At 41.9% G+C, this 19991-nt stretch carries 21 protein-coding genes; 4 read left to right on the forward strand and 17 right to left on the reverse strand.

The window, feature by feature from the left end:
* Nucleotides 1-8: 8 nt before the first annotated feature.
* Nucleotides 9-383: a DUF423 domain-containing protein gene (locus ABC361_RS19190; protein ID WP_413075435.1), complete on the reverse strand. Its 375-nt coding sequence runs from the start codon at nucleotides 381-383 to the stop codon at nucleotides 9-11.
* A gap of 112 nt (nucleotides 384-495) precedes the next feature.
* Between ABC361_RS19190 and ABC361_RS19195 the strand changes: the two genes are divergently transcribed.
* The gene (locus ABC361_RS19195; RefSeq protein ID WP_413075436.1) at nucleotides 496-1098 is read left to right on the forward strand and encodes a GNAT family N-acetyltransferase; all 603 of its coding nucleotides are present in this window, start codon (nucleotides 496-498) and stop codon (nucleotides 1096-1098) included.
* Nucleotides 1099-1125: 27 nt separating this feature from the next.
* On the opposite strand, the gene ABC361_RS19200 is transcribed toward ABC361_RS19195, so the two are convergent.
* The 4 genes from ABC361_RS19200 to ABC361_RS19215 all read right to left on the reverse strand — a co-directional run bounded on the left by ABC361_RS19200 (nucleotide 1126) and on the right by ABC361_RS19215 (nucleotide 4412).
* Entirely contained in the window at nucleotides 1126-1455 is a 330-nt protein-coding gene (locus ABC361_RS19200) for a DUF5327 family protein (RefSeq protein ID WP_413075437.1), read from the reverse strand.
* 64 nt (nucleotides 1456-1519) lie between these two features.
* Nucleotides 1520-2233 (reverse strand): exonuclease domain-containing protein, encoded by a 714-nt coding sequence (locus ABC361_RS19205; RefSeq protein ID WP_413075438.1) that lies wholly within the window; start codon nucleotides 2231-2233, stop codon nucleotides 1520-1522.
* Nucleotides 2230-3138, reverse strand: a complete 909-nt coding sequence (locus ABC361_RS19210; RefSeq protein ID WP_413075439.1) for a DUF294 nucleotidyltransferase-like domain-containing protein — start codon at nucleotides 3136-3138, stop codon at nucleotides 2230-2232. Before ABC361_RS19210 ends, ABC361_RS19205 begins: the two co-directional genes overlap by 4 nt.
* Complete coding sequence (locus tag ABC361_RS19215; RefSeq protein ID WP_413075440.1) at nucleotides 3138-4412, reverse strand: ammonium transporter; 1275 nt, start codon at nucleotides 4410-4412, stop codon at nucleotides 3138-3140. Before ABC361_RS19215 ends, ABC361_RS19210 begins: the two co-directional genes overlap by 1 nt.
* Nucleotides 4413-4597: 185 nt before the next feature.
* Between ABC361_RS19215 and ABC361_RS19220 the strand changes: the two genes are divergently transcribed.
* Nucleotides 4598-5236, forward strand: a complete 639-nt coding sequence (locus ABC361_RS19220) for a spore coat protein (protein ID WP_413075441.1) — start codon at nucleotides 4598-4600, stop codon at nucleotides 5234-5236.
* A gap of 70 nt (nucleotides 5237-5306) precedes the next feature.
* On the opposite strand, the gene ABC361_RS19225 is transcribed toward ABC361_RS19220, so the two are convergent.
* The 4 genes from ABC361_RS19225 to ABC361_RS19240 form a co-directional block, all read right to left on the reverse strand.
* A complete protein-coding gene (locus tag ABC361_RS19225; RefSeq protein WP_413075442.1) occupies nucleotides 5307-6344 on the reverse strand; it encodes an AbrB family transcriptional regulator in 1038 nt (345 codons plus the stop codon).
* On the reverse strand, nucleotides 6334-7035 hold the full coding sequence (locus ABC361_RS19230) for a uracil-DNA glycosylase (RefSeq protein WP_413075443.1): 702 nt from the start codon (nucleotides 7033-7035) through the stop codon (nucleotides 6334-6336). Before ABC361_RS19230 ends, ABC361_RS19225 begins: the two co-directional genes overlap by 11 nt.
* 101 nt (nucleotides 7036-7136) lie before the next feature.
* Nucleotides 7137-8489 carry a YjiH family protein gene (locus ABC361_RS19235; protein ID WP_413075444.1) on the reverse strand — a complete coding sequence of 451 codons (1353 nt, stop codon included), beginning with the start codon at nucleotides 8487-8489 and terminating at the stop codon, nucleotides 7137-7139.
* Between the two features lie 60 nt (nucleotides 8490-8549).
* Complete coding sequence (locus ABC361_RS19240) at nucleotides 8550-9929, reverse strand: methyl-accepting chemotaxis protein (RefSeq protein ID WP_413075445.1); 1380 nt, start codon at nucleotides 9927-9929, stop codon at nucleotides 8550-8552.
* A 137-nt stretch (nucleotides 9930-10066) separates the two neighbouring features.
* On the opposite strand from ABC361_RS19240, the gene pdxK reads away from it, so the two are divergent.
* Nucleotides 10067-10876 (forward strand): pyridoxine/pyridoxal/pyridoxamine kinase, encoded by an 810-nt coding sequence (gene pdxK / locus ABC361_RS19245; protein ID WP_413075446.1) that lies wholly within the window; start codon nucleotides 10067-10069, stop codon nucleotides 10874-10876.
* Nucleotides 10877-10913: 37 nt separating this feature from the next.
* Here the strand turns inward: pdxK and hutH are convergent, their stop codons facing one another.
* Nucleotides 10914-12410 (reverse strand): histidine ammonia-lyase, encoded by a 1497-nt coding sequence (gene hutH / locus ABC361_RS19250; RefSeq protein WP_413075447.1) that lies wholly within the window; start codon nucleotides 12408-12410, stop codon nucleotides 10914-10916.
* 214 nt (nucleotides 12411-12624) lie between these two features.
* On the opposite strand from hutH, the gene ABC361_RS19255 reads away from it, so the two are divergent.
* Nucleotides 12625-13452 (forward strand): hypothetical protein, encoded by an 828-nt coding sequence (locus tag ABC361_RS19255; RefSeq protein ID WP_413075448.1) that lies wholly within the window; start codon nucleotides 12625-12627, stop codon nucleotides 13450-13452.
* A 14-nt stretch (nucleotides 13453-13466) separates the two neighbouring features.
* Here ABC361_RS19255 and ABC361_RS19260 read toward each other — a convergent pair whose 3' ends face one another.
* The 7 genes from ABC361_RS19260 to ABC361_RS19290 form a co-directional block, all read right to left on the reverse strand.
* Nucleotides 13467-13778: a hypothetical protein gene (locus tag ABC361_RS19260; protein ID WP_413075449.1), complete on the reverse strand. Its 312-nt coding sequence runs from the start codon at nucleotides 13776-13778 to the stop codon at nucleotides 13467-13469.
* 127 nt (nucleotides 13779-13905) lie between these two features.
* On the reverse strand, nucleotides 13906-15264 hold the full coding sequence (glnA, locus tag ABC361_RS19265; protein ID WP_413075450.1) for a type I glutamate--ammonia ligase: 1359 nt from the start codon (nucleotides 15262-15264) through the stop codon (nucleotides 13906-13908).
* A gap of 190 nt (nucleotides 15265-15454) precedes the next feature.
* Nucleotides 15455-15919: a DUF4064 domain-containing protein gene (locus tag ABC361_RS19270; protein WP_413075451.1), complete on the reverse strand. Its 465-nt coding sequence runs from the start codon at nucleotides 15917-15919 to the stop codon at nucleotides 15455-15457.
* 128 nt (nucleotides 15920-16047) lie between these two features.
* The gene (cshA, locus tag ABC361_RS19275; RefSeq protein WP_413075452.1) at nucleotides 16048-17538 is read right to left on the reverse strand and encodes a degradosome RNA helicase CshA; all 1491 of its coding nucleotides are present in this window, start codon (nucleotides 17536-17538) and stop codon (nucleotides 16048-16050) included.
* A gap of 179 nt (nucleotides 17539-17717) precedes the next feature.
* Nucleotides 17718-18578: a DNA adenine methylase gene (locus ABC361_RS19280; protein WP_413075453.1), complete on the reverse strand. Its 861-nt coding sequence runs from the start codon at nucleotides 18576-18578 to the stop codon at nucleotides 17718-17720.
* Between the two features lie 329 nt (nucleotides 18579-18907).
* The gene (locus ABC361_RS19285) at nucleotides 18908-19384 is read right to left on the reverse strand and encodes a thioredoxin family protein (RefSeq protein ID WP_413075454.1); all 477 of its coding nucleotides are present in this window, start codon (nucleotides 19382-19384) and stop codon (nucleotides 18908-18910) included.
* Nucleotides 19381-19809 (reverse strand): disulfide oxidoreductase, encoded by a 429-nt coding sequence (locus tag ABC361_RS19290; RefSeq protein WP_413075455.1) that lies wholly within the window; start codon nucleotides 19807-19809, stop codon nucleotides 19381-19383. The genes ABC361_RS19285 and ABC361_RS19290 overlap by 4 nt, the downstream gene beginning before the upstream one ends.
* Nucleotides 19810-19991 lie beyond the last annotated feature (182 nt).

Consider the following 19991-nt stretch of genomic DNA (forward strand, 5'->3'; position numbering starts at 1 on the left):
ACTTCTGTTTATACATACCTCATTGCGGCAATTCCAAGCAAGACCCAGCCTATGATGAACGCAAGTCCACCAATTGGTGTAATCGCACCAAGTTTCGTAATTCCTGTGAGTGCCATCACGTACAAACTACCAGAGAAAAGAACAATTCCAACAAGGAAAGCCCAACCCGCTCCATTTACCATTTGATTAGCTGTCATTTTTAAAGAAAGAACCCCAACAAATAGTAAACCTACGCCGTGAATCATATGATATTGAACGCCTGTTTGATAATTTTTTAGCATCCGTTCACTAATACGTCCTTCTAAGCCATGTGCCCCAAATGCTCCGATTGCCACTGAGAGCGCCATCACAATTGCTCCTATTAAAATAAATAATCTACCCAACTTTATACACTCCTTTTTTAAACCAATCCATTTCTTATATAAATGGTGATTTTCGCATTTCACCAAAACCCATGCTATTATAGGGCTAAACAGGAATGGAGGATTCGTAATCATGCATGTTCGTCCCTATACTTTAGCCGATTTTGATGGTCTATTACAAGTCCAAAAAGAAGCATTTCCACCTCCTTATCCAGAAGCACAATTATGGAGTAAAGAGCAAATTGCTGCCCACGTAGAAACCTTTGCGGAAGGGGCACTCCTAGTCGAATACAATAATCGTATTGTTGGATCCGCTACTTCCTTGCTAACAAATGAAGCAAGCCACTCACACACATGGGAAGGCATTAGTGACAACGGATTGATCCGCCATACCCATGACCCAAGCGGCAAAACGTTATACGGCATTGACCTTTGCGTTCGTCCGAACTATCGAAAGCTAGGAATCGCTCGGGCGCTATACGAAGCGCGAAAAATGACCGTGCGCGACCTTGAATTAGAACGTTATGCTGCTGGCAGCCGTATTCCCGGCTATCACCGCTATGCAGATCAGCTCACTGTGGAAGCCTACGTAGAAGAAGTTCAAAATAGAAAGCTTAGTGACCCTGTTTTGACTTTCATGTTGAACCAAGGGCTTTCCGTTGTAAGAATTGAAAAAGACTATTTAGATGACGAGGAATCACATCATTTTGGCGTCATTGTTGAATGGCGACCATAAAAAAAACGAACCTTTTACGGATCGTTTTTAAAAATCAAGCAAGTTACGTTTTTCTTTTTGTTCTTCAGAAGTCGTCGGCACTTGATTCATAATCGGTTGTGGTTGCGGTGTCTGCAAAGGCACTTGAGACGGCCTTTGCTGTTGAACAGCTGGCATTTCTTGAATAGACGGAGATGAAGGTGTACTTGCAACCTCTGCCGCTTTTTCAGGATGATTCGCTTTAATCACATGACAATAACTTTCAATAATAGACGCCGCTTCCTTCGTGCCATTCCAATCCTCTTGATGTGCCGCTCGCTTCATATTCTCTATTTGTCGTTCCATTTGATCAATTAAGTTTTCAACTTTAATAAGCATAGTGTCCTCCTTTCGAACACAGTTCTATGATAGCATGCTTATTTAGTTAATTGCGAGTACCTCTCTACTTTTTCGCTGCAAGGGCTTTGTATAGATGGGATAAGGTCGTATATCCTGCATGATCGGCTACAACACTATGTTTCACCCAAAGTTGCGCAGCCATATGGGCATCTGCTAATGCATGATGCCGATTGCCGACAGCGATATTGTATGCATGACACCAGTCTTCTAGCTTATCAAAAGATTGGTGCGCAGCTGTAATTTGCGTTAGAAACGATGTATCAATTAAGCGATGAGTAAAGGTTCGTCCAAGCTCCTGCCAGGTTGCATGACGCATAAAGCGTCGTTCATGTGCTGCGTGATGGGCGATTAGCGTGGCGGAACCGACAAATTGATAAAACGCTAATAGAACATCTTTTAATGCTTCTGATTGTTCTAATTCATAAGCGGTTAATCCGGTAAGGTGCAGAATTTCTTCAGAAGGCGCTTTTTTCGGCTTAATCGTTTTATAAAAATGTTCATGTAAAATGGTAGATCCTTTAATCTTAACCGCACCAATAGACAAAATGGAATCCCCATAATCTGGCTGAAACCCACTTGTCTCTAAGTCAAACACAACCATTGGCAATTCCTGTAGCGGTTCATCAAGCACATCTCGTTGCGCCTCTTTTTGATATTGCCGAAACCGAGCCATCTGACTTGCTTGATCAGAGGAAGTCGCCGAAACATTTGTCGTAAAGCGGCTAGATATCTGTCTCATAAATTGGATCACATTCATTGTAGCTCACGCCCAACATCTTCTTGAATTCTTTTATAAAACGACCGTCCTTCCTTTACACAATTCTTAAGAAAGTCACGCTCTCTTTTTGAAAGTTTCTGTGGAAACACATGCGTAAATGTTCCGTGACGTTCTCCCCACATCACTCGGTAATTTTGGATCTCAACAAAAGACTCCATTTCACGCCTAAACGTATTCACAGAATGACTTTGTTCCATCCGTTCTACTGTCGATGCAGCCTGAATGCCTTCTTTTAATGCCAGTAATCTCATTCCATTCACGTAAGGAAATAAGACTTGTTCTTTCATATTAATCGTTCCTTGATGTTCCCCATACGTTTCTTCCAACAGTTGACCAAATCCATTTATTCCTTTTGGAATTCTTCCTGTATTCTCGGCAAAACGATCCATGGTTATCAGCCCTTCTTCTAACTTATCAAAGACTAATTGCTTTAAATTGACAAGCAAGTCTTCCTGTCCCCATACACATCTTGCATCAAAAAAAGTTAACAAATAGCGAACATGGTCAAATTTATTTTCTTTTATCCAAAAGAGGAGTTGCTCCTCCCAATCTGCAAATGGCTGACACCAACGATGATTTGATGCCATCACCCCACCTGGACAACGCTCATAGCCAACTTCTTCTAAAGCTTCGACGATCCTCTCACCTAACTGTAAAAAAAACGATTGGTGTTTCTGATCCCCGTCATAAACTATGCCGTGATCTTGATCCGTGTCGTAAAGTTGTTCCTGTCTTCCTGCGCTTCCCATAAAGAAAAATGCAAAGGGAGCAGGGATTTCTCCCAGCTCCTTTTTTGACCGTGTAATCACATCTTGAACGGTTTTCACACGTCGCTGTTCATGAATGTTGAGACGCGTTTGCAGTGCTTCTGATGGTCTCGCCATTACGAACCTGTTCGTGAAGCTTGCTCGTCTTGAACGTTTTCCGGGTATCCATATGCACCATGCTCACTCATGTCAAGACCGAGAATCTCTTCTTCTTCAGATACACGTAACGTGCCACCGACAAGCCCTTTTGTAAGTAATAGTAGAAGGTAAGATGCTACGAAAGCGAACAAACCGCACACAACAACACTGAGTGCCTGCACACCTAGTTGATCAAATCCGCCTCCGTAAAATAACCCCGCTTGACCACCGTTTAAAGCTGCTAGTTCTGGCGTTGCAAAAAATCCAGTTGAGAGTGTCCCCCATACGCCCGCCACACCGTGAACACTTAGTGCAAAAATAGGATCGTCGATTTTAAGCTTGTCGAACATCTTCATGCTAAGAACGACAATTAGCCCACCAATTGCACCAATGACAACAGCTGCCCATGGATCAACAAATGCACAAGATGCTGTAATTGCAACAAGCCCTGCTAGCGCACCATTTAATGTCGTTGGCACGTCGGCTTTTCCGCTCATTGCCCAGACAAGGAATAGGGCGGCAATCGTTCCTGCTCCAGCGGCAAGCTGCGTATTTAAGGCAACAAATCCAAAAAACGCGCCATCTAACCCACCTGTTGAGCCGGCATTAAAGCCAAACCAACCGACCCAAAGAATTAACACTCCAAGCGCCGTATAGACTTGGTTATGTCCGGATAAATTGTTGATTTGTCCATTTTTCCCGTACTTGCCTAGTCGCGGTTTTAGAATAATGGTCGCCGCAAGAGCTGCCATCGCTCCTGTTAAGTGAACAACGGTTGATCCTGCAAAATCTTGCTTTCCGAGATCTGCAAGCCAACCTTGATCGGACCAAATCCAGTGAGCAACCAAAGGATAAACAAATGCAGAAAATAAAACAGCAAAGATTGCATATGCCGCGAGTTTCCCTCGCTCTGCAAACCCACCAAATGCGATGGTTAACGCAATCGCTGCGAATGTTAATTGAAAAAAGAAATCAACAGAGCCAATGCCATCTGTTGCACTACCATAGAAAAAATTAGAAAGACCTATAATTGCATTTCCATCGCCATAAATAAAACCGTACCCTACAGCCCAAAACACTAACGATGCCACACCTACTGTAAAAATAGTCTTCCCAGCAATGTGGCCTGCATTTTTCATTCGGGTTGAACCTGCTTCAAGAAGAATAAATCCACCTTGCATTAATAATACTAATACAGCGGCAACGGTAAGCCATAAATTATCTACCAGTACCAATGCTTCATCTCCACTCATTGACAATCCCCCCTATTAATCATGTTTCGTCTATATTCGTAATTATAGGCTGAAGTCTAAATTGTTCCACAAGTCCGTCAGTTTATCTAACAACGTTTTTCCTTTTATTGACCAACATACGGTTTCACTTAGATTCACATACTAACAACGGCTTGAGATATAAAACTTTTATTGGGGGCGTTCAAATGATGAATCAACAAAACCAAAGTCAAGTAAACTCCACACAGGTTTCACCAAAAATCAATCACGGTGGACATGACCTGTTTGATAGTCATGAAATCATTGCCGGCATGATTAATGTTCTTGACCAATATATGATTTTCAGAACATTTATGAAGGATCAAGAGTTAATTTCATTACTGGATCGCCAATATACGTTTATTGAAAGCCAATATAACGTTCTTGCAGAAGCATTTTCGACAGGCCAACCACCAAGTCAGTCTACAGGTGTTTATAAAATGACGTTGTCTCATGATGTACAGTTTGGGCTTACGCCAAGTCAGCCTAAAAAACCGAATCGAAACATTTCTGAAGTCAAAGAAGCTGGTTTATCTGCTCATATGCTCGGCTTAATTAAAGGACAAGCCTCATTAATGGGAATGGCTGCCTCAGAAATAACGAATCCCATCGTCCGTCGAGTCGTGGCAGACACTGTACCAAACTTTATTGAGCTGGCTTATGAAATTTTCCTTTATCAGAACAAGCATCAGTACTACCAAGTCCCACAGTTAAAAGACAGTGACGCTCAAGCGATGACAAGTGCGTACCAATCGGTTAACGGGCAACCTGCGACGATGCCGCAGCCAAAAGCACCTCTTCAGTAAAAAAAGCGAAAACAAGCGTATTAGGTAGTAGCCTAATACGCTTGTTCCATGTTCATATTGTTCATTATGCTTACATCCTTGTGGTTGGTTTTTTTGCAAACCAGCGAACTAAAAAAGGTAGGGCCAAAAATAAGCCTAATACGCGAAGCATTTGCAATGTGGCAACAACCGTTGCATCAAGTTGTAACGTTGCAGCCGTAGATGCCATTTCCGCAGCTCCTGCTGGTACAATTGCCAGTAACGTCGTATAAAATGGCAGCGGACTTAATAAGAAAAAAATTAACGCCAAACCGACACTCATTAAAACATATAAAAATAACGTAACTGCACTTGCACCGCCAATTCGCTTTAACTCTTTTAACGTTTTCCGATCAAATCGCATACCAATCAATGAACCAATTAACACTTGTGCCATTCCCATGACAAGGCTCGGCATGGAATAACTCGGAACAACGAATTGGTGAATCGTAAATCCAAGAATGATCGCCACGAACATAGGCGCACCTGGAAAGGAAAGAAACCTGCTAACAAAAAACACAAGAAATGCAAGGAAAATCGCGAGTATGACAAGTCCTGTATCCGCCAAAAAGGATTGTTCAGCTTCTACTATTGCTGCATTTGATGCCTCTGAGCCAAGACCGACAATTAACGGTACAGTAAACACAAATAATGTAATTCGAGCCGTATGAAACGCTGCCACAATACGCTGATCGGCTTCGTACCGATCACTTAACGCAATGACTTCTGATGCGCCACCTGGTAAGCAACAGAAAAAAGCCGTATTTCCCTCAAGTTTCGTCCACTTTCCGAACAATTTCCCTAACGTAATTCCGCCGACTAGCGTCAAGAAAAGCGACAGCAGAAAAGCTGGTAACAGCGTTCGATAAGCCCATACTTCCTCTGGTACGACCATAAAGCCAATGACAACCCCTACTAGGGCAAGGGATAATGTAAATAGTTCACTACGAAAAATAAGTTTCTTAATATAAAATGACCAAAACATGCCTGTCATTAATGCACCAAGTAACCATCCAGCTGGCAACCCCGCTAATTGAAACAACCATCCAATAATAAATGAAGTGGCGAAAAAAAGGAGCTTACGACTCATCTTTAGAAGCCTTATCAACCGTTAGCGGCAACTGCCAATCGATTGGCGTCATTTCTTTTGACACGAGCCATTGATTAATTTTTGAGAAAGGTCGACTTCCTAAAAAACCACGATGTGCAGAAAAAGGACTAGGGTGTGGAGACTGGACAATTAAATGTTTGTTTTCGTCAATCAATGTCCTTTTTGCTTGAGCATGTTTCCCCCATAACACAAAAGCAATTGGTTCCTTTCGTTCATTTAGTTTTTTAATTACTTTCGTCGTAAAAGACTCCCATCCCTTTCCTTGATGAGAACCTGGTTGCTTTTGTCTTACGCTTAATACTGTGTTTAACAGCAGCACACCTTGCGTAGCCCACGATTCTAAACATCCATGATTTGGTGGTTGGCACCCCAGATCACTTTCTAATTCCTTATACATATTTTTAAGGGAAGGCGGTGTCTTTACTTGTGGTCTTACTGAAAAGCTCAATCCGTGAGCTTGATCTGGTCCATGATACGGGTCTTGACCTAATATAACCACTTTCACGTCTTTATACGGAGTGAGATGCAGCGCATTAAACAAATCGTCCATTGGCGGGTATACGACTTCTTGAGCATATTCCTTCTTTAAAAACTCTCTTAACTGTATGTAGTATTCTTTCGTAAATTCTTCAGCGACAACGTCATTCCAGTCATTGTGTAAAATACTCATTTTTTTCTCCTTTACTTGTCTGCTCTTTTCTCATCATACGCCTATCGTTAATTCATGACAAATTCAAAAAAGAACTGACGGCTTACGTCAGTTCTTAACGTTTATAACAATAAATGACCCATTAAGACGATGATTGGAAGCGTAATAATCGTACGAATGAGGAAAATGATTACAGCATCTAAAAAAGTAATTGGAATTTTAGAAGCGACTAACACACCACCGGTTTCTGACATATAAATAAGCTGAGAAACCGATAACGTTGCAATAATAAACAACGTTAATTCGCTTGTAATTCCAAACGATTCAGCTAAGATAGCAGGTAAAAGCATGTCAGCAAAACCAATTAGGAGGGTTTGACTCGCTGCAGCTGCTTCCGGTACGTTCATCCATTCCAGAATTGGAACAAATGGAACTGCAAGCCACTCGAACATAGGTGTAAAGTTCGCCACACCTGCCGCAATGGTTCCAATCGCCATTACTACAGGCAAGACCCCGAACCATAGATCAAAAACCGTTTTTAATCCTGTTTGGATATTCTTACCTTGCTTAAAGCTTTCTTCTGCACGCAAGGAAGCTTGCACGAACCCTTTTCGAAGAACATCTTTTTCTTTTGGTTCTACTTCGCCTTCGCTTCCATCAATATACGTATTCTTCTTACGTGATAGAGGCGGAATTCTAGGTGTAATAACAGCCGCAATAAAGCCGGCTACAAATAAGGTTAAAAAGAACTGCCAAAATAGATGAGAAATCTCTAAACGACCTAAAATGGAAATACTAAACGTAATTGATACAACGGAAAACGTAGATGCGACAATCGCTGCTTCCCTCGCTGTATACTTCCCTGTTTCATATTGGTTACTGGATAACATAATTCCAACCGTACCATCCCCGACCCACGAAGCCATAGAATCAATAGAAGCACGGCCTGGCAAACGAAATAATGGTCTCATCACGTTTTTCAGTAGTGACCCAACGAACTCCATTAAACCGAAGTTAAGAAGGAGTGGCAACAGTAATCCCGCAAACAAGAAAATGGAAAATAAGAATGGTAGCAAGTCCATTAACAAAACTTGCCCTGTATCTTCTGAAACGATAAACTCTGGCCCAACATTCATAAATACGAGCACACCAAGGATGGCACCGACGACTCGAACAACAATCCATACTGGCGTCGTCGCAAAAACACTAATCCAGAACGATTCTTTTTGTGTTTGTTTTTTCACGTTGGTTGCGATGATCGATACAATCGCCGTAACAACGAGTAAAATCATCACGATCACAGTTAAAGCTTCCATGGTGACCAGATCAATTAAGAAATCAGAGGCAAACATTACAGGCAATTGAACCGATGTACCATCCTCTGTTTCAATTGGAATTGGTGTCATAAAAAGGAAAATCCCAATAAGCGATGGAATGATAAACATTAATGCACTTTTAAGTGATACTTTATTCATTATAAGTCCCCCGAACGGATATTAATAAGCAATAATGAATCATTATACATCGTCTTGTCGTTAAGCGCTATGGGAAATAGTGAGATTTACGTTTTCTTTTTCTTCTGTGTTTGATTCTTCAACTAAATCTGCCACATTTGTGAGTTCTTGAACCGCTTTCTCAATGCTTTGAACCTTCTCAATGACTTCTCTCATAATTCGAACTTGCTCTTTTGCTAGCGTCACTCCCGTTTTCGTCTCTTTACCGCTTTCAACACTCGCTTCCTTTAATGCTGCAAGTTGATCCACTAATGAGATGGTGCTAAAGGCAATCGACTGTGTCGAAGAAGAAACCGAATAAATATCTTGATTTAAACGATCACAAGCTTGATTAATTTCTGCTAGCACTCGGTTCATTTCTGTATTCGCCGTTAAGCCTTGTTGAATCTCTCTATTCCCTATTTCCATCTCAGATAAGACACTTTTTGTATCATCTTGCACTGTTTCAATCACAGCGGTCATTTGTCGGGCAGCACCTTGTGATTCTGCCGCTAATTTCCTTACTTCTTCAGCAACTACTGCAAACCCTCTTCCTTGCTCTCCAGCATGGGCAGCTTCAATCTCTGCGTTTAACGCAAGTAAATTAGTTTGATTGGCAATCGCTTCGACCGTTTGTATCATATCGATTAACCGTTTAGAACGCTCATTTAATTGATTTACCACCGCTAACGTACTGTTATTGTTTTTTACAATCGCATCCATTGATGATTTTGATTCGTTTGCTTTACGATTCCCTTCCTGCACGAGATGATGGACCGTTTCTGTTGCATTTTCTGCTGCGGCAAGCGCCATTGTTATGTGCTCCACTTTTTCCGATAAGTCATCCGTTGACTGTACACTTTTTTGCGACGTTTCGACTTGGGCATGAACAGCGTCTAACATTCGTTGATTTCCTTCTTCTATAGAACCTGCTGACTGTAACGTTTTGGTTGATTGTGCTGTTAAATAAGATGTTGATGAGACGAGGGTGCTTGCTACGGTTGACGCTCGTTCTAACATTTGATTTAATTCTTCCGTCATCTCGTTAAACGCCTGCGTAAACTCAGCAAACTCATCCTCCCCGATAACCGGTAATGGCTTACGAGAGCGATCGCCTTCCGCAATATAGCGCGCACGACGTAGTAGTCTCCTTATCGGAATTAGCACCATCCTAGCTTGTTGTCGCGCAATGATCGCACCACATGTCAGCAAAACGATGACAACTCCCCATACACTCACCAGTTGCCATGTTAACGAATCTTGAAGACCCTGCACTTGTTGAAACGCTGTCCCTTCCAGCTCTTGCCCAAGCTGCACTAATGTTTGTTGGGTGGAGCTAAAAAAAGCGGTCATCAATCCTGCAAACCCTACGATTAACACTGCGATAACGACATATCCTCGAACAAGTTTTTTTTGAATCATTTTACCCCTCCTCATCCTTCTATCCTCTCTCTATTTATCGGAAAACGCTGCCATTCTTTCCACTAGTTGTACAGGCTTTCCCTTCAGAATTTTTTCTACTATAATAGACATACCAGAGATAAAAGGAGAGACGAATCATGAAGCGATATAAAGCATTAACGATTGCCGGTTCCGACACAAGCGGTGGCGCTGGGATTCAAGCGGACCTTAAAACTTTTCAAGAACTGAACGTATATGGGATGAACGCCCTTACGACGATTGTTGCTCAGAATCCATTTCAAGGCTGGGCTCATGAAGTCTTCCCACAAGACCCAGCTGTGGTTGATAAACAAATTGATACCGTTCTTAAAGGGATTGGTGTTGATGCAGTCAAAACCGGTATGCTCGGATCAATTGATATCATTAAGATTGTAGCTGAAAAAGTTGAACAATATGGCGTTGATCAACTCGTAGTAGACCCTGTTATGGTCTGCAAAGGGGCAGATGAAGCGTTAAATCCTGAAACCGATGCATGCTTACGTGATGTACTTGTGCCGAAAGCCTATGTTGTGACGCCAAACTTATTTGAAGCTACGCAACTTTCAGGTGTAAAAATCTCCACGATTGACGATATGAAGACAGCTGCGAAAGTCATTCACGAACTTGGGGCAAATCATGTTGTCATTAAAGGTGGAAGTAAATTAGATTCAGCCCAAGCCGTTGATGTGTGGTATGACGGATCAGAATTTCATCTTTTAGAATCCGATGAAATCGATACAACGTATACCCACGGTGCAGGCTGCACATTTGCTGCTGCTATCGCCGCTTCTTTAGCTAAAGGGGAAGACGTTAAAGATGCCATTTACACAGCAAAAGATTTTGTTACAGCCGCTATTAAGCACGGCAGTAAATTAAACGAGTACGTTGGCTCTGTTGCGCACGGCGCATACAATATTGAACAGAAATAATCGATTGGAAAACGCATAATATCTTTATTATGCGTTTTTACTTTGTTTTCACTGTTTGTTTTGACCGTAGCCACTCAGCCATTCCCTGTATATCTTTTGAAAACATACGATCATTCGTGATGGTTGGCACGATCTCCCGAGCTTCAGTAAGAAATTGTCGCGTACGTGGCGCCATTTTTTCAATACCACGGTATCTGGTCGCCTCCATCGCACAAATCGCTTCTATCGCGTAGACGTTTCGAACGTTTGAAACAATTTGTCGTGCGTGCCTAGCGCCAATTGTCCCCATGCTAACATGATCTTCTTGATTAGCTGATGACGGAATGGAATCAACACTTGCAGGGTGTGCTAAAGTTTTGTTTTCCGACACGAGTGCTGCGGCCACGTACTGCATAATCATTGCTCCAGACTGCAAACCAGGTTGTGGACTTAGAAAAGGCGGCAAATCATTTAATTGCGGATTCACCAAGCGTTCAATTCGCCGTTCCGAAATATTTCCTAATTCCGCCATTGCAATTCCTAAAAAATCCATGGCAAGCGCAATCGGTTGACCATGAAAATTCCCTCCAGAAATCACCTTCTTGCCTTCGTCAAAGATAAGTGGGTTATCTGTTGCTGCATTCATCTCAATGACAAGTTTGTCTTCTACATATTGAAGCGTTTGCCATGTTGCCCCATGCACTTGTGGAATGCAGCGTAACGAATAGGCATCTTGAACTCGTTTCTCCCCTTGCTTCGTCGTCAATTGGCTATCGGTTAGATAATCGCGAATTCGAGCCGCGCACGCAACTTGTTCAGGATAGCCTCGTGCTATATGGATGTCTTCATCAAAAGCATCAATAATCCCTTCTAACCCTTCAATCGTCACCGCAGCAATCATTTCAGCTTGATAAGCAAGCTTTTCCGCTTCCATATAAACCACCACACCAGTAGCCGTCATGGCCTGTGTGCCGTTAATGAGCGCTAACCCTTCTTTCGCCTGCAACATGATAGGAGCAAGTTGAAGGAGTTGTAAAGCTTCCAAAGCTGACATCTTCTTTCCTTGGTAACACACCTCTCCTTCTCCAATAAGTGGTAAAGCAAGATGAGCCAAAGGAGCTAAGTCCCCACTCGCTCCAAGAGACCCTTGTTGCGGCACACATGGATAAACGTCGGCATTTACGAAATCGAGTAGACGCTGGATAACATCAAGCCGGATACCTGAATAGCCTTTGACAAGCGCATTCGCACGCAATAACATCATTACTTTTGTGATGTCTTCAGAGAAAAGCGGTCCGACTCCACATGCGTGGGATAAGAGCAAATTCCGCTGAAGCTCCTCTACGTCATTCTGCTGAATACGTACGTCACTAAATTTGCCAAAACCTGTGTTTATCCCATAAACAATTCGTTGTTCAGAAACGATTCGTTCCACAGCAGCTCGACTTTTATGAATCGAGTCCAAACATGACGGATCAATTCCCACTTGTTCTTTTTCTTGAATGACTGCTTTTACATCCGCTAATGACAAAGCACTTCCTGTTAAATAAATCATAGCTTCACCCCTCTAGTTCATTAAAGCTATAAAAAAAGAGGCTGCCCGCTGAAATGTCATTCATTTCAAAACGGACAACCTCGTTCTCTCTATGCATTGTGAGTAGTTAAATGAAAAAATCATACTCTTCACTCCATTATGATCATTCTAATAACTATAGTGTATGGAACCGTGCTACAATTGTCAATGAGCGAAATGAAGAGGAGAACCGATCATGGCAGACCATACAAGACGAATCCAACAAAACCGCACACCTCCGTTAACAAAACAATTATTGTCCATTGATTCTGCCATACTTATTGCCTCTGCAACCATTCTTGGCTACCTTGTTGCGTATCGCTATCAAATGGGACAATTTGATCATTACGAGATCAATGAAGTTCTTTTTGGACAAATATATTTAAATCATATCATCATTGCGATGACGGCTGTTTTTATCTTTATCATCGTCATTTTACTTATTCAAATGGGGCTAAAATGGTTTTATGAACAACTTCCATATTTTTGGTCGAAATTAATAAGTAGTATCCTTCCATGGTTTATTTTCTATCTAGCACTTGGCATTCTTTACAATCAAATTATGTTTTATTACATACCTTTTTTCATTGCAGCCTATTACCTTGCTGTACCTTTCTTTTATGGAAGTCTTAAAAACTATAAACAAACCTTTGTCGAGAAAATGGTCAAGCCCTATGAAGATTGGAACTGGCGAGACTACGTTCCCACTTTAGTCAAAGAATATAAACTTGAAAGACATATTATCGCAATTATTTTCATTCTCATCTTACTACCCCAGCTTGCCTTTTTTATTGCCCAGTATCAAGCCGCAAATCAGACTGACTACTTATTGTTCCAGTACGACGATACGGTTCATATTGTGTTAGCAACGACAAACGACTCGCTGATCGTTGCCCCTTTTAATGAGGATGACCTAACATTTGGTCGTGAGTATATTATCGTACCTTATAATGGTGTGGCTGATTCGTTGTTTGCGTTTGAGCCTGTATCATTACACGCGGGTATACAACCCGAAAAAGAGTAGCCTTTATAACAGCATCATTCATTTACTTCGATGTCCTCAACGCCACTTTGGTTTGGGGGCAGCGTATCTTCTCTAAACGCTTTTGGGTCATAATAAACCGTTACAGTATCATGCAGATGGATGCCTTCATTTAATTCTTCTGTAAGAAAAAAAGAAATGGTATTGGTCACTCCACCAGAGTCTCCTTCAACGTGAATACGCGTTCCGTTCTCTTCTTCAATCACGTTTGTTACAACACCTGTGTGCCTTACTACATCATTGTTGTCTAAACAACCCGTTAGCATCAGTGGGGCGATAAAAACGAGAACCACCAACCCTTTAAACATATACAGTCCTCCTACTGTACAGATTCCGTGTTTGCATTGACATTCATATAGTTCATAACAATTATATCGAAATCTTGCACATAAAAAACCCGCGAGTGATTCCCACGGGTTGTTGACGACCATTCAATTAAAATTTGCTTTGGTATGCAGTAAGCTCCCAAGCATGAACACTTGTACGGAAATCGTCCCACTCGCCACGTTTTAAATCGATGTATTCACCGAATGCGTGTTCACCGAATGTCTTGCGTCCAATTTCACCAGCTTCAAAACGATTAACCGCCGCCTCTAAGCTTGTTGGTAGATTTTCAATACCACGCTCATTAATTTCAGCAGGTGTCATGTTGAAAATATCTGCATCAACAGAAGCCGGACATTCTGTTTCGTTATCTACTCCATCGAGACCCGCCGCTGCCACAACCGCAAACGCAAGGTATGGATTTGCAGAAGGATCTGGACAACGAATTTCCACACGAGTTCCAGCTCCTCTTGTTGCTGGTATACGCACGAGGGCTGAACGGTTTGAGGCAGACCAAGCGATATAGCACGGCGCTTCATAACCCGGAACAAGACGCTTATAAGAATTCACAAGCGGGTTCGTAACCGCAACGAAATCTTTGACGTTATCAAGTAATCCAGCAATAAAATGATACGCTGTTTTCGATAACGCAATCTTATCGTCTTCATCGTAAAAACTATTTTCTTGCTTCTCGATATCGAATAGAGACATGTTCACGTGCATGCCGTTTCCATTTTCCCCACCTAATGGCTTAGGCATGAACGTTGCATGTAGACCAAATTGCTTTGCCACAGTTTTAACAACCCATTTGTACGTTGTCGCAGCATCGGCAGAACCGAGAGCATCTGAATATTTAAAATTTATTTCATGCTGCCCAATTGCTACTTCGTGGTGTGAAGCTTCAATCGTAAAGCCCATCATCCGTAATGCTTTATAGATGGCTAGACGTACTTTTTCACCATCATCTTTTGGTGATGGCTCAAAATATCCACCAACATCTTGTGTGCGTAAAGTAGGTTGACCAAACTCATCTGTATCAAATAAGAAGAACTCTAGCTCAGGCCCGACACTGATTGAATATCCTTTGTCTGCTGCACGCTTTACCGTTTTCTTTAAAATGTTACGAGGATCTCCATCAAAGTCAGAGCCATCCGGCTTTTTTACGCTACATAAAAACCTCGCCTCTGAGTATCCTTCTTCTTCTGTCCAAGGTAAAACAGCGAATGTTGATAAGTCAGGATTTAAATATAAATCAGACTGGTTAATTGGCGTGAAGCCTGTAATCGATGATCCGTCAAACATCGTTTCACCATTCACAGCTTGGTCCAACTGTTCTGCTGTAATCGTTACATGCTTGAGCATACCTTCAATATCAACAAACTGCATATGAAGAAGCTCAACGTTTTTCTTTTCAATTGTCTCCCGAATTGTCTCTAACAAACTTTCTCTCGTCGGCGCTTGAGTTGCCATCTCGAAACACTCCCCTAGTTATTAGATGTTCGTCTCATCTTTTTTCTTACTACTACTCTATGACGGATAAGAGGAATGCGCAATCGATTTGTCAGATTATCTAACATACTATTCATTAAGAAAGTTTGTGCTAAATTGCGTTCAACTATTATAAAAAAGACACCTCCTGATGAGATGCCCCTTTTCCTTATTATAGCTGTTCTACAGGCTCTTTTGGCTTACGAACAAGCGCCATAATACCTGCGATGATATAAAGAATCATCGGAACGGCAGGGATTAAAAATGCCAATAATAAAAAGCTCGTTGCCCCGTAGAAAACGGCGGAGCCTAAAAATAGAATACTCGCGAATACAGGTTTGTTTTTCAATAGTATAACCGCCACAACACCAGCTATCGCAGGTAGAAGTGAACCAATTGTCAGCATCGTGAAGTTAATCATATCAAACGTTTCAATCACTTCATTTGCTTCCTCTTCAGTTAATGGGTCGGAGCCCGATTCGACAAGTTCACTACTTTCTTCAGTTAATTCCATAAACACTTCTTCGAAAAGACCCTGGTTGTCACCAATTGCTAAAATTCCCAAAAACAACGTCCCAAGAAAGAACATGACAAGACCAATGATCCCTAATACTCTTTCCCCTGTTCGTTTAATCATTTTTTCATCTCTCCTTTTTTCCGTCCCCTTGCTTACTTATGTAACACATTATGCTTTTATGATCGTATCATAATTAAGAACGGGTTTACAGAAAAAACCTGCGAGAATCTCGCAGGTTTCTAACTTTATTAAGACGAGCGTTTCGCCCATTGGCGCTTTTGTCCGCCTTTTTGCTGGTCGCTGCTCTTGCTACGCTTTTGGTTGAACGCACTACGACGATCTTTGCTACGGCCATCGCGACGACGGTTTCCACCGTTGCCACCATTTCCGCCGCGTCCATCGTGACGCTTTTTCGAACGTAATGGTGCTTCACTTGTAAGTGCTACAGGTGTTTCATCTGGCTCTTTTGTCAGTAGCTTAAGAGCAGCAGATAACGCTGTAACAGCATCTGTTTCTTGTAGAATTTCTTTCGCTTCCACACGATAGTGGTCCTGTTCCTCATCGGATGCAAGGTCACGAAGCTGGTTGAGTACAAGTTGTTTCTGTCCAGCTAACGCTTCTTCATACGTTGGTTTCGGACGTGCTGTCATGCGTTTTTTTGATACTTTTTCAATTAACTTCACGTGGTCACGTTCAGGTTTCGTTGAAAGCGTAATCGCAATCCCTGATTTCCCGGCACGTCCTGTACGTCCAATTCTGTGTACATAGCTCTCAGGATCTTGTGGCAAATCAAAGTTAAATACGTGTGTCACGCCACTAATATCAAGTCCACGTGCTGCAACATCTGTCGCAACTAAGATATCAATTAGCCCGCTCTTAAATTTACGTAAAACGCTATTACGTTTCGCTTGGTTTAAATCACCGTGTAAACCTTCCGCACGGTATCCGCGCTTAATAAGCGCTTCTGAAAGCTCATCAACACGGCGTTTTGTACGACCGAATACGATCGATAGTTCTGGCGTTTCTAAGTCAAGTAGACGACAGAACACATCAAACTTCTCACGCTCGTGTACTTCAACGTACTGCTGTGCAATGTTTTCCATTGTCACTTCTTTTGCTTTAACCGCAATACGTTTCGGGTTTTTCATAAATTTGCTCGCTAATGATTCCATACGCCGAGGCATTGTCGCTGAGAAAAGAAGCGTTTGTCTTGTCTCGCGTGGTGTTTCCGCTAAAATGGTTTCAATGTCTTCAATGAATCCCATATTTAGCATTTCGTCGGCTTCATCAAGCACAACCGTTTCAATTGTTTGCAAACGAACGGTTCCTCTACGCATGTGGTCCATTAAACGACCAGGTGTTGCAACAATGACATGCGGCTTCGCTTTTAAAGCACGAATTTGCTTACCAAAATCTTCTCCACCATATACAACGACTGTGCGTACACCTTTTTCGCGGCCGAACTGTCTTACCGACTGTTCAACCTGGTTCGCTAATTCACGAGTCGGTGCTAATACAAGCCCCTGTAAAACCGGCTGTGATGCGTCAATACGATCCACCATTGGAATACCAAATGCGCCAGTTTTCCCCGTTCCGGTTTGCGCTTGGCCGATGACATCCTCACCGTCTTTTACAAGTTCTATTGTTTGCTGTTGAATAGGTGTCGGCTCCGTAAAGCCCATGTTAGTGATGGCTTGAACAACGCGTGTGTCCAGACCAAATTGATCAAACTGTGTCAAGTTTTAAAAACTCCTCATTTTTTTAATTTAAGCGCCTTAAACGCATCGAAAAGGCTGTCTTGATGCAAAAAGCCAGGGACGTCGGCTCGCTTTGAACATCGAGACAGCCTTAAAGCTCTCTTGATCTCTAATTCTTCAACTATACATCATAGGCGCTCATCTGTACTCAAGCAAATATCTTAACATATTATTTTGCCTTCTGCAATGTTTGATTTTTGATCAAACTCATTCATAATGACTAATTCCACATTTCCTTTACGCGCGCTTGTATCGGAATTGACTAACCGCGTCACTTCAACGGTACATATTTTGTATTCGCTGTAGAGCGCGCGAATAACCGATGACTCCCCTAAACTTAGAATGACGTGACAACCTTTTTTATCCAATTTTGTGAACACTCGCTTTAAGCGAATGTGGTCATATAACGTAAACGTCTTTGCATACGCATTAAACGCAGTAGACCGTTCTGAAAAATACGGCGGATCAAGGTAGACAAAATCCCCTTTTTTTGCGGTAGCCAACGTATCTTCAAAATCTTGATGGACAAATGTCACTTCTGCACGCTGCAAATAATTACTTGCTTGTCGCACAACTTGTTCATTTGTAATATTCGCTTTTTTATAATGACCATACGGCATATTCACCTGTCCTTTTCGATTCACACGGTACATTCCCCCATAGCCAACACGGTTTAAAAATAAAAAGCGTGATGCTCGCTCAACAATAGACAGTTTTTGAAAACTGCTCGAACGATCTAAATCGCGAACCGCATAATAATATGCCTCCTGATTTTGATGAAAAGACAATTCTTGTAACAAAAGATCCGAGTGATCGCGAATCACATGATACGTATCCACAAGCTGATCATTAATATCACCAATCAGCGCTTTTTCAGGTGCTAAAGAGAAAAACAAAGCCGCTCCTCCCGCAAAAGGCTCAATATACGTTCCATAGGAAGTCGGAACCAATTGATGCAAAATAGGCAAAAGTTGCCTTTTTCCTCCTGTCCATTTTATCGGGGTTCGCAATTTCTTCTCCATAACCAATCTCCTCCAACTAGGTATGCTACCCACTATACCCGTTTTACGAAGTCTTTAGTCCTAAGTAGAGAAGCGCACAAAACAGAGGTTCGGACAAAAGCAAAACTTCTTATTAAAAAATGAACAATGATCATGCGTTATAAGAGAACCCTTCGCTTTCCACGAGCACGGCCTCAGCCTCTTTCGCGAATACTCGCTACAGTGTCTTCAGACACGTGCTTTCCCGCAGGAGTCTCGGGTTCTTATAACAACATAATCGTGAACAACGAAAAGACGTTCATACGTCTTTTCACTATGTTTATATTCTTTTATCTAAACCTCTTCTACGATCATTCAGCTTCAGGTGGCTCCTCGCCGTTTAGGAAAGCTCGAAACGTCTCTGCTTCCTGATTACCTGTTACACGACGAACTTCTTGTCCATCTTCAAATGCAATTAACGTTGGCGTTGATTGAATGCCATACGTTGCTGATTCATACTCTAACACGTTGTATTGATCAATATGAACGTCTTCATCGTCAGCAATGTCCATTAAGACTGGAGTGGCTTCCACACAAAAGCGGCAAGTAGGTGAAAAGAAGTACACAATCGCATCTTCACCGTTCTCCAATTTTTCCTCTAGTTCACCTGGCAAAATAACGTTTTGATAGTTCGGATCATCAAGCTGATCAATTGTTGCGGAATCTAAATCATCTGTATCGTACTGCGTATTGTTTTCAAGTTGCTGACTTTGCCCCATATTTTGAATGACAATTAAAATGACAAAAACAGCAACGACCGCTCCACCAATCCAAAGAAGCTTCTTCATGCCACTTCCTCCTTACGCTTTTTAATGATATACAAGCTCGTACTGAAAATAAGAATAAATGCGATTCCTGCTAAAAAAGGGATGGTGATAAAACCAAACCAGTTAATATACTCACCCGAGCAAGAAACAAGGCCACACCCTAAGATATCATCATCGTTGACTTGCAGTTTTTGAATCGAATAATGATAAATGGCAATAACCATCCCAATTCCAGATAGAATAGCTGAATAGATGGCAACGCCTGTATCTTTACGAATAATGCCAACACCAATCAAAATCACAAGCGGGTACATAAAGATTCGCTGGTACCAACAGAGCGCACACGGCTCAAACCCTTCAATCTCCGAAAAATAAAGGGACCCAAGTGTGGCGACTAGCGCTACAACCCATGTAAACAAAAGACTATTTTCGATTTTCTTACTCACAACATTCGCCTCCCACAAACCCACCTTTTTGTTCATTGTACTCCAATTCAGGAAACCGCGACATGGCAAAATCACGAACAATCCACCTTTATCTACTCGATACGAGGATTTTCAGTGGCTCTACGTCTAAAAATAGGAAAAATGGTCAATCGTAAAGAGAGAATAAACTTTGGAGGCTCAAG

It is taken from the genome of Shouchella phoenicis (assembly GCF_047238345.1).
GTDB lineage: Bacteria > Bacillota > Bacilli > Bacillales > Bacillaceae_D > Shouchella.

Coding starts and splice junctions, on each gene's coding strand:
- ABC361_RS19285 (WP_413075454.1), bottom strand. CDS start 19,384: ATGAAGAAGCTTCTTTGGATTGGTGGAGCGGTCGTTGCTGTTTTTGTC.
- ABC361_RS19200 (WP_413075437.1), bottom strand. CDS start 1,455: ATGCTTATTAAAGTTGAAAACTTAATTGATCAAATGGAACGACAAATA.
- ABC361_RS19270 (WP_413075451.1), bottom strand. CDS start 15,919: ATGATTAAACGAACAGGGGAAAGAGTATTAGGGATCATTGGTCTTGTC.
- ABC361_RS19220 (WP_413075441.1), top strand. CDS start 4,598: ATGATGAATCAACAAAACCAAAGTCAAGTAAACTCCACACAGGTTTCA.
- ABC361_RS19230 (WP_413075443.1), bottom strand. CDS start 7,035: ATGAGTATTTTACACAATGACTGGAATGACGTTGTCGCTGAAGAATTT.
- ABC361_RS19205 (WP_413075438.1), bottom strand. CDS start 2,233: ATGAATGTGATCCAATTTATGAGACAGATATCTAGCCGCTTTACGACA.
- ABC361_RS19280 (WP_413075453.1), bottom strand. CDS start 18,578: ATGGAGAAGAAATTGCGAACCCCGATAAAATGGACAGGAGGAAAAAGG.
- pdxK (WP_413075446.1), top strand. CDS start 10,067: ATGAAGCGATATAAAGCATTAACGATTGCCGGTTCCGACACAAGCGGT.
- glnA (WP_413075450.1), bottom strand. CDS start 15,264: ATGGCAACTCAAGCGCCGACGAGAGAAAGTTTGTTAGAGACAATTCGG.
- ABC361_RS19255 (WP_413075448.1), top strand. CDS start 12,625: ATGGCAGACCATACAAGACGAATCCAACAAAACCGCACACCTCCGTTA.
- ABC361_RS19260 (WP_413075449.1), bottom strand. CDS start 13,778: ATGTTTAAAGGGTTGGTGGTTCTCGTTTTTATCGCCCCACTGATGCTA.
- ABC361_RS19210 (WP_413075439.1), bottom strand. CDS start 3,138: ATGGCGAGACCATCAGAAGCACTGCAAACGCGTCTCAACATTCATGAA.
- ABC361_RS19195 (WP_413075436.1), top strand. CDS start 496: ATGCATGTTCGTCCCTATACTTTAGCCGATTTTGATGGTCTATTACAA.
- ABC361_RS19215 (WP_413075440.1), bottom strand. CDS start 4,412: ATGAGTGGAGATGAAGCATTGGTACTGGTAGATAATTTATGGCTTACC.
- hutH (WP_413075447.1), bottom strand. CDS start 12,410: ATGATTTATTTAACAGGAAGTGCTTTGTCATTAGCGGATGTAAAAGCA.
- ABC361_RS19235 (WP_413075444.1), bottom strand. CDS start 8,489: ATGAATAAAGTATCACTTAAAAGTGCATTAATGTTTATCATTCCATCG.
- ABC361_RS19240 (WP_413075445.1), bottom strand. CDS start 9,929: ATGATTCAAAAAAAACTTGTTCGAGGATATGTCGTTATCGCAGTGTTA.
- ABC361_RS19225 (WP_413075442.1), bottom strand. CDS start 6,344: ATGAGTCGTAAGCTCCTTTTTTTCGCCACTTCATTTATTATTGGATGG.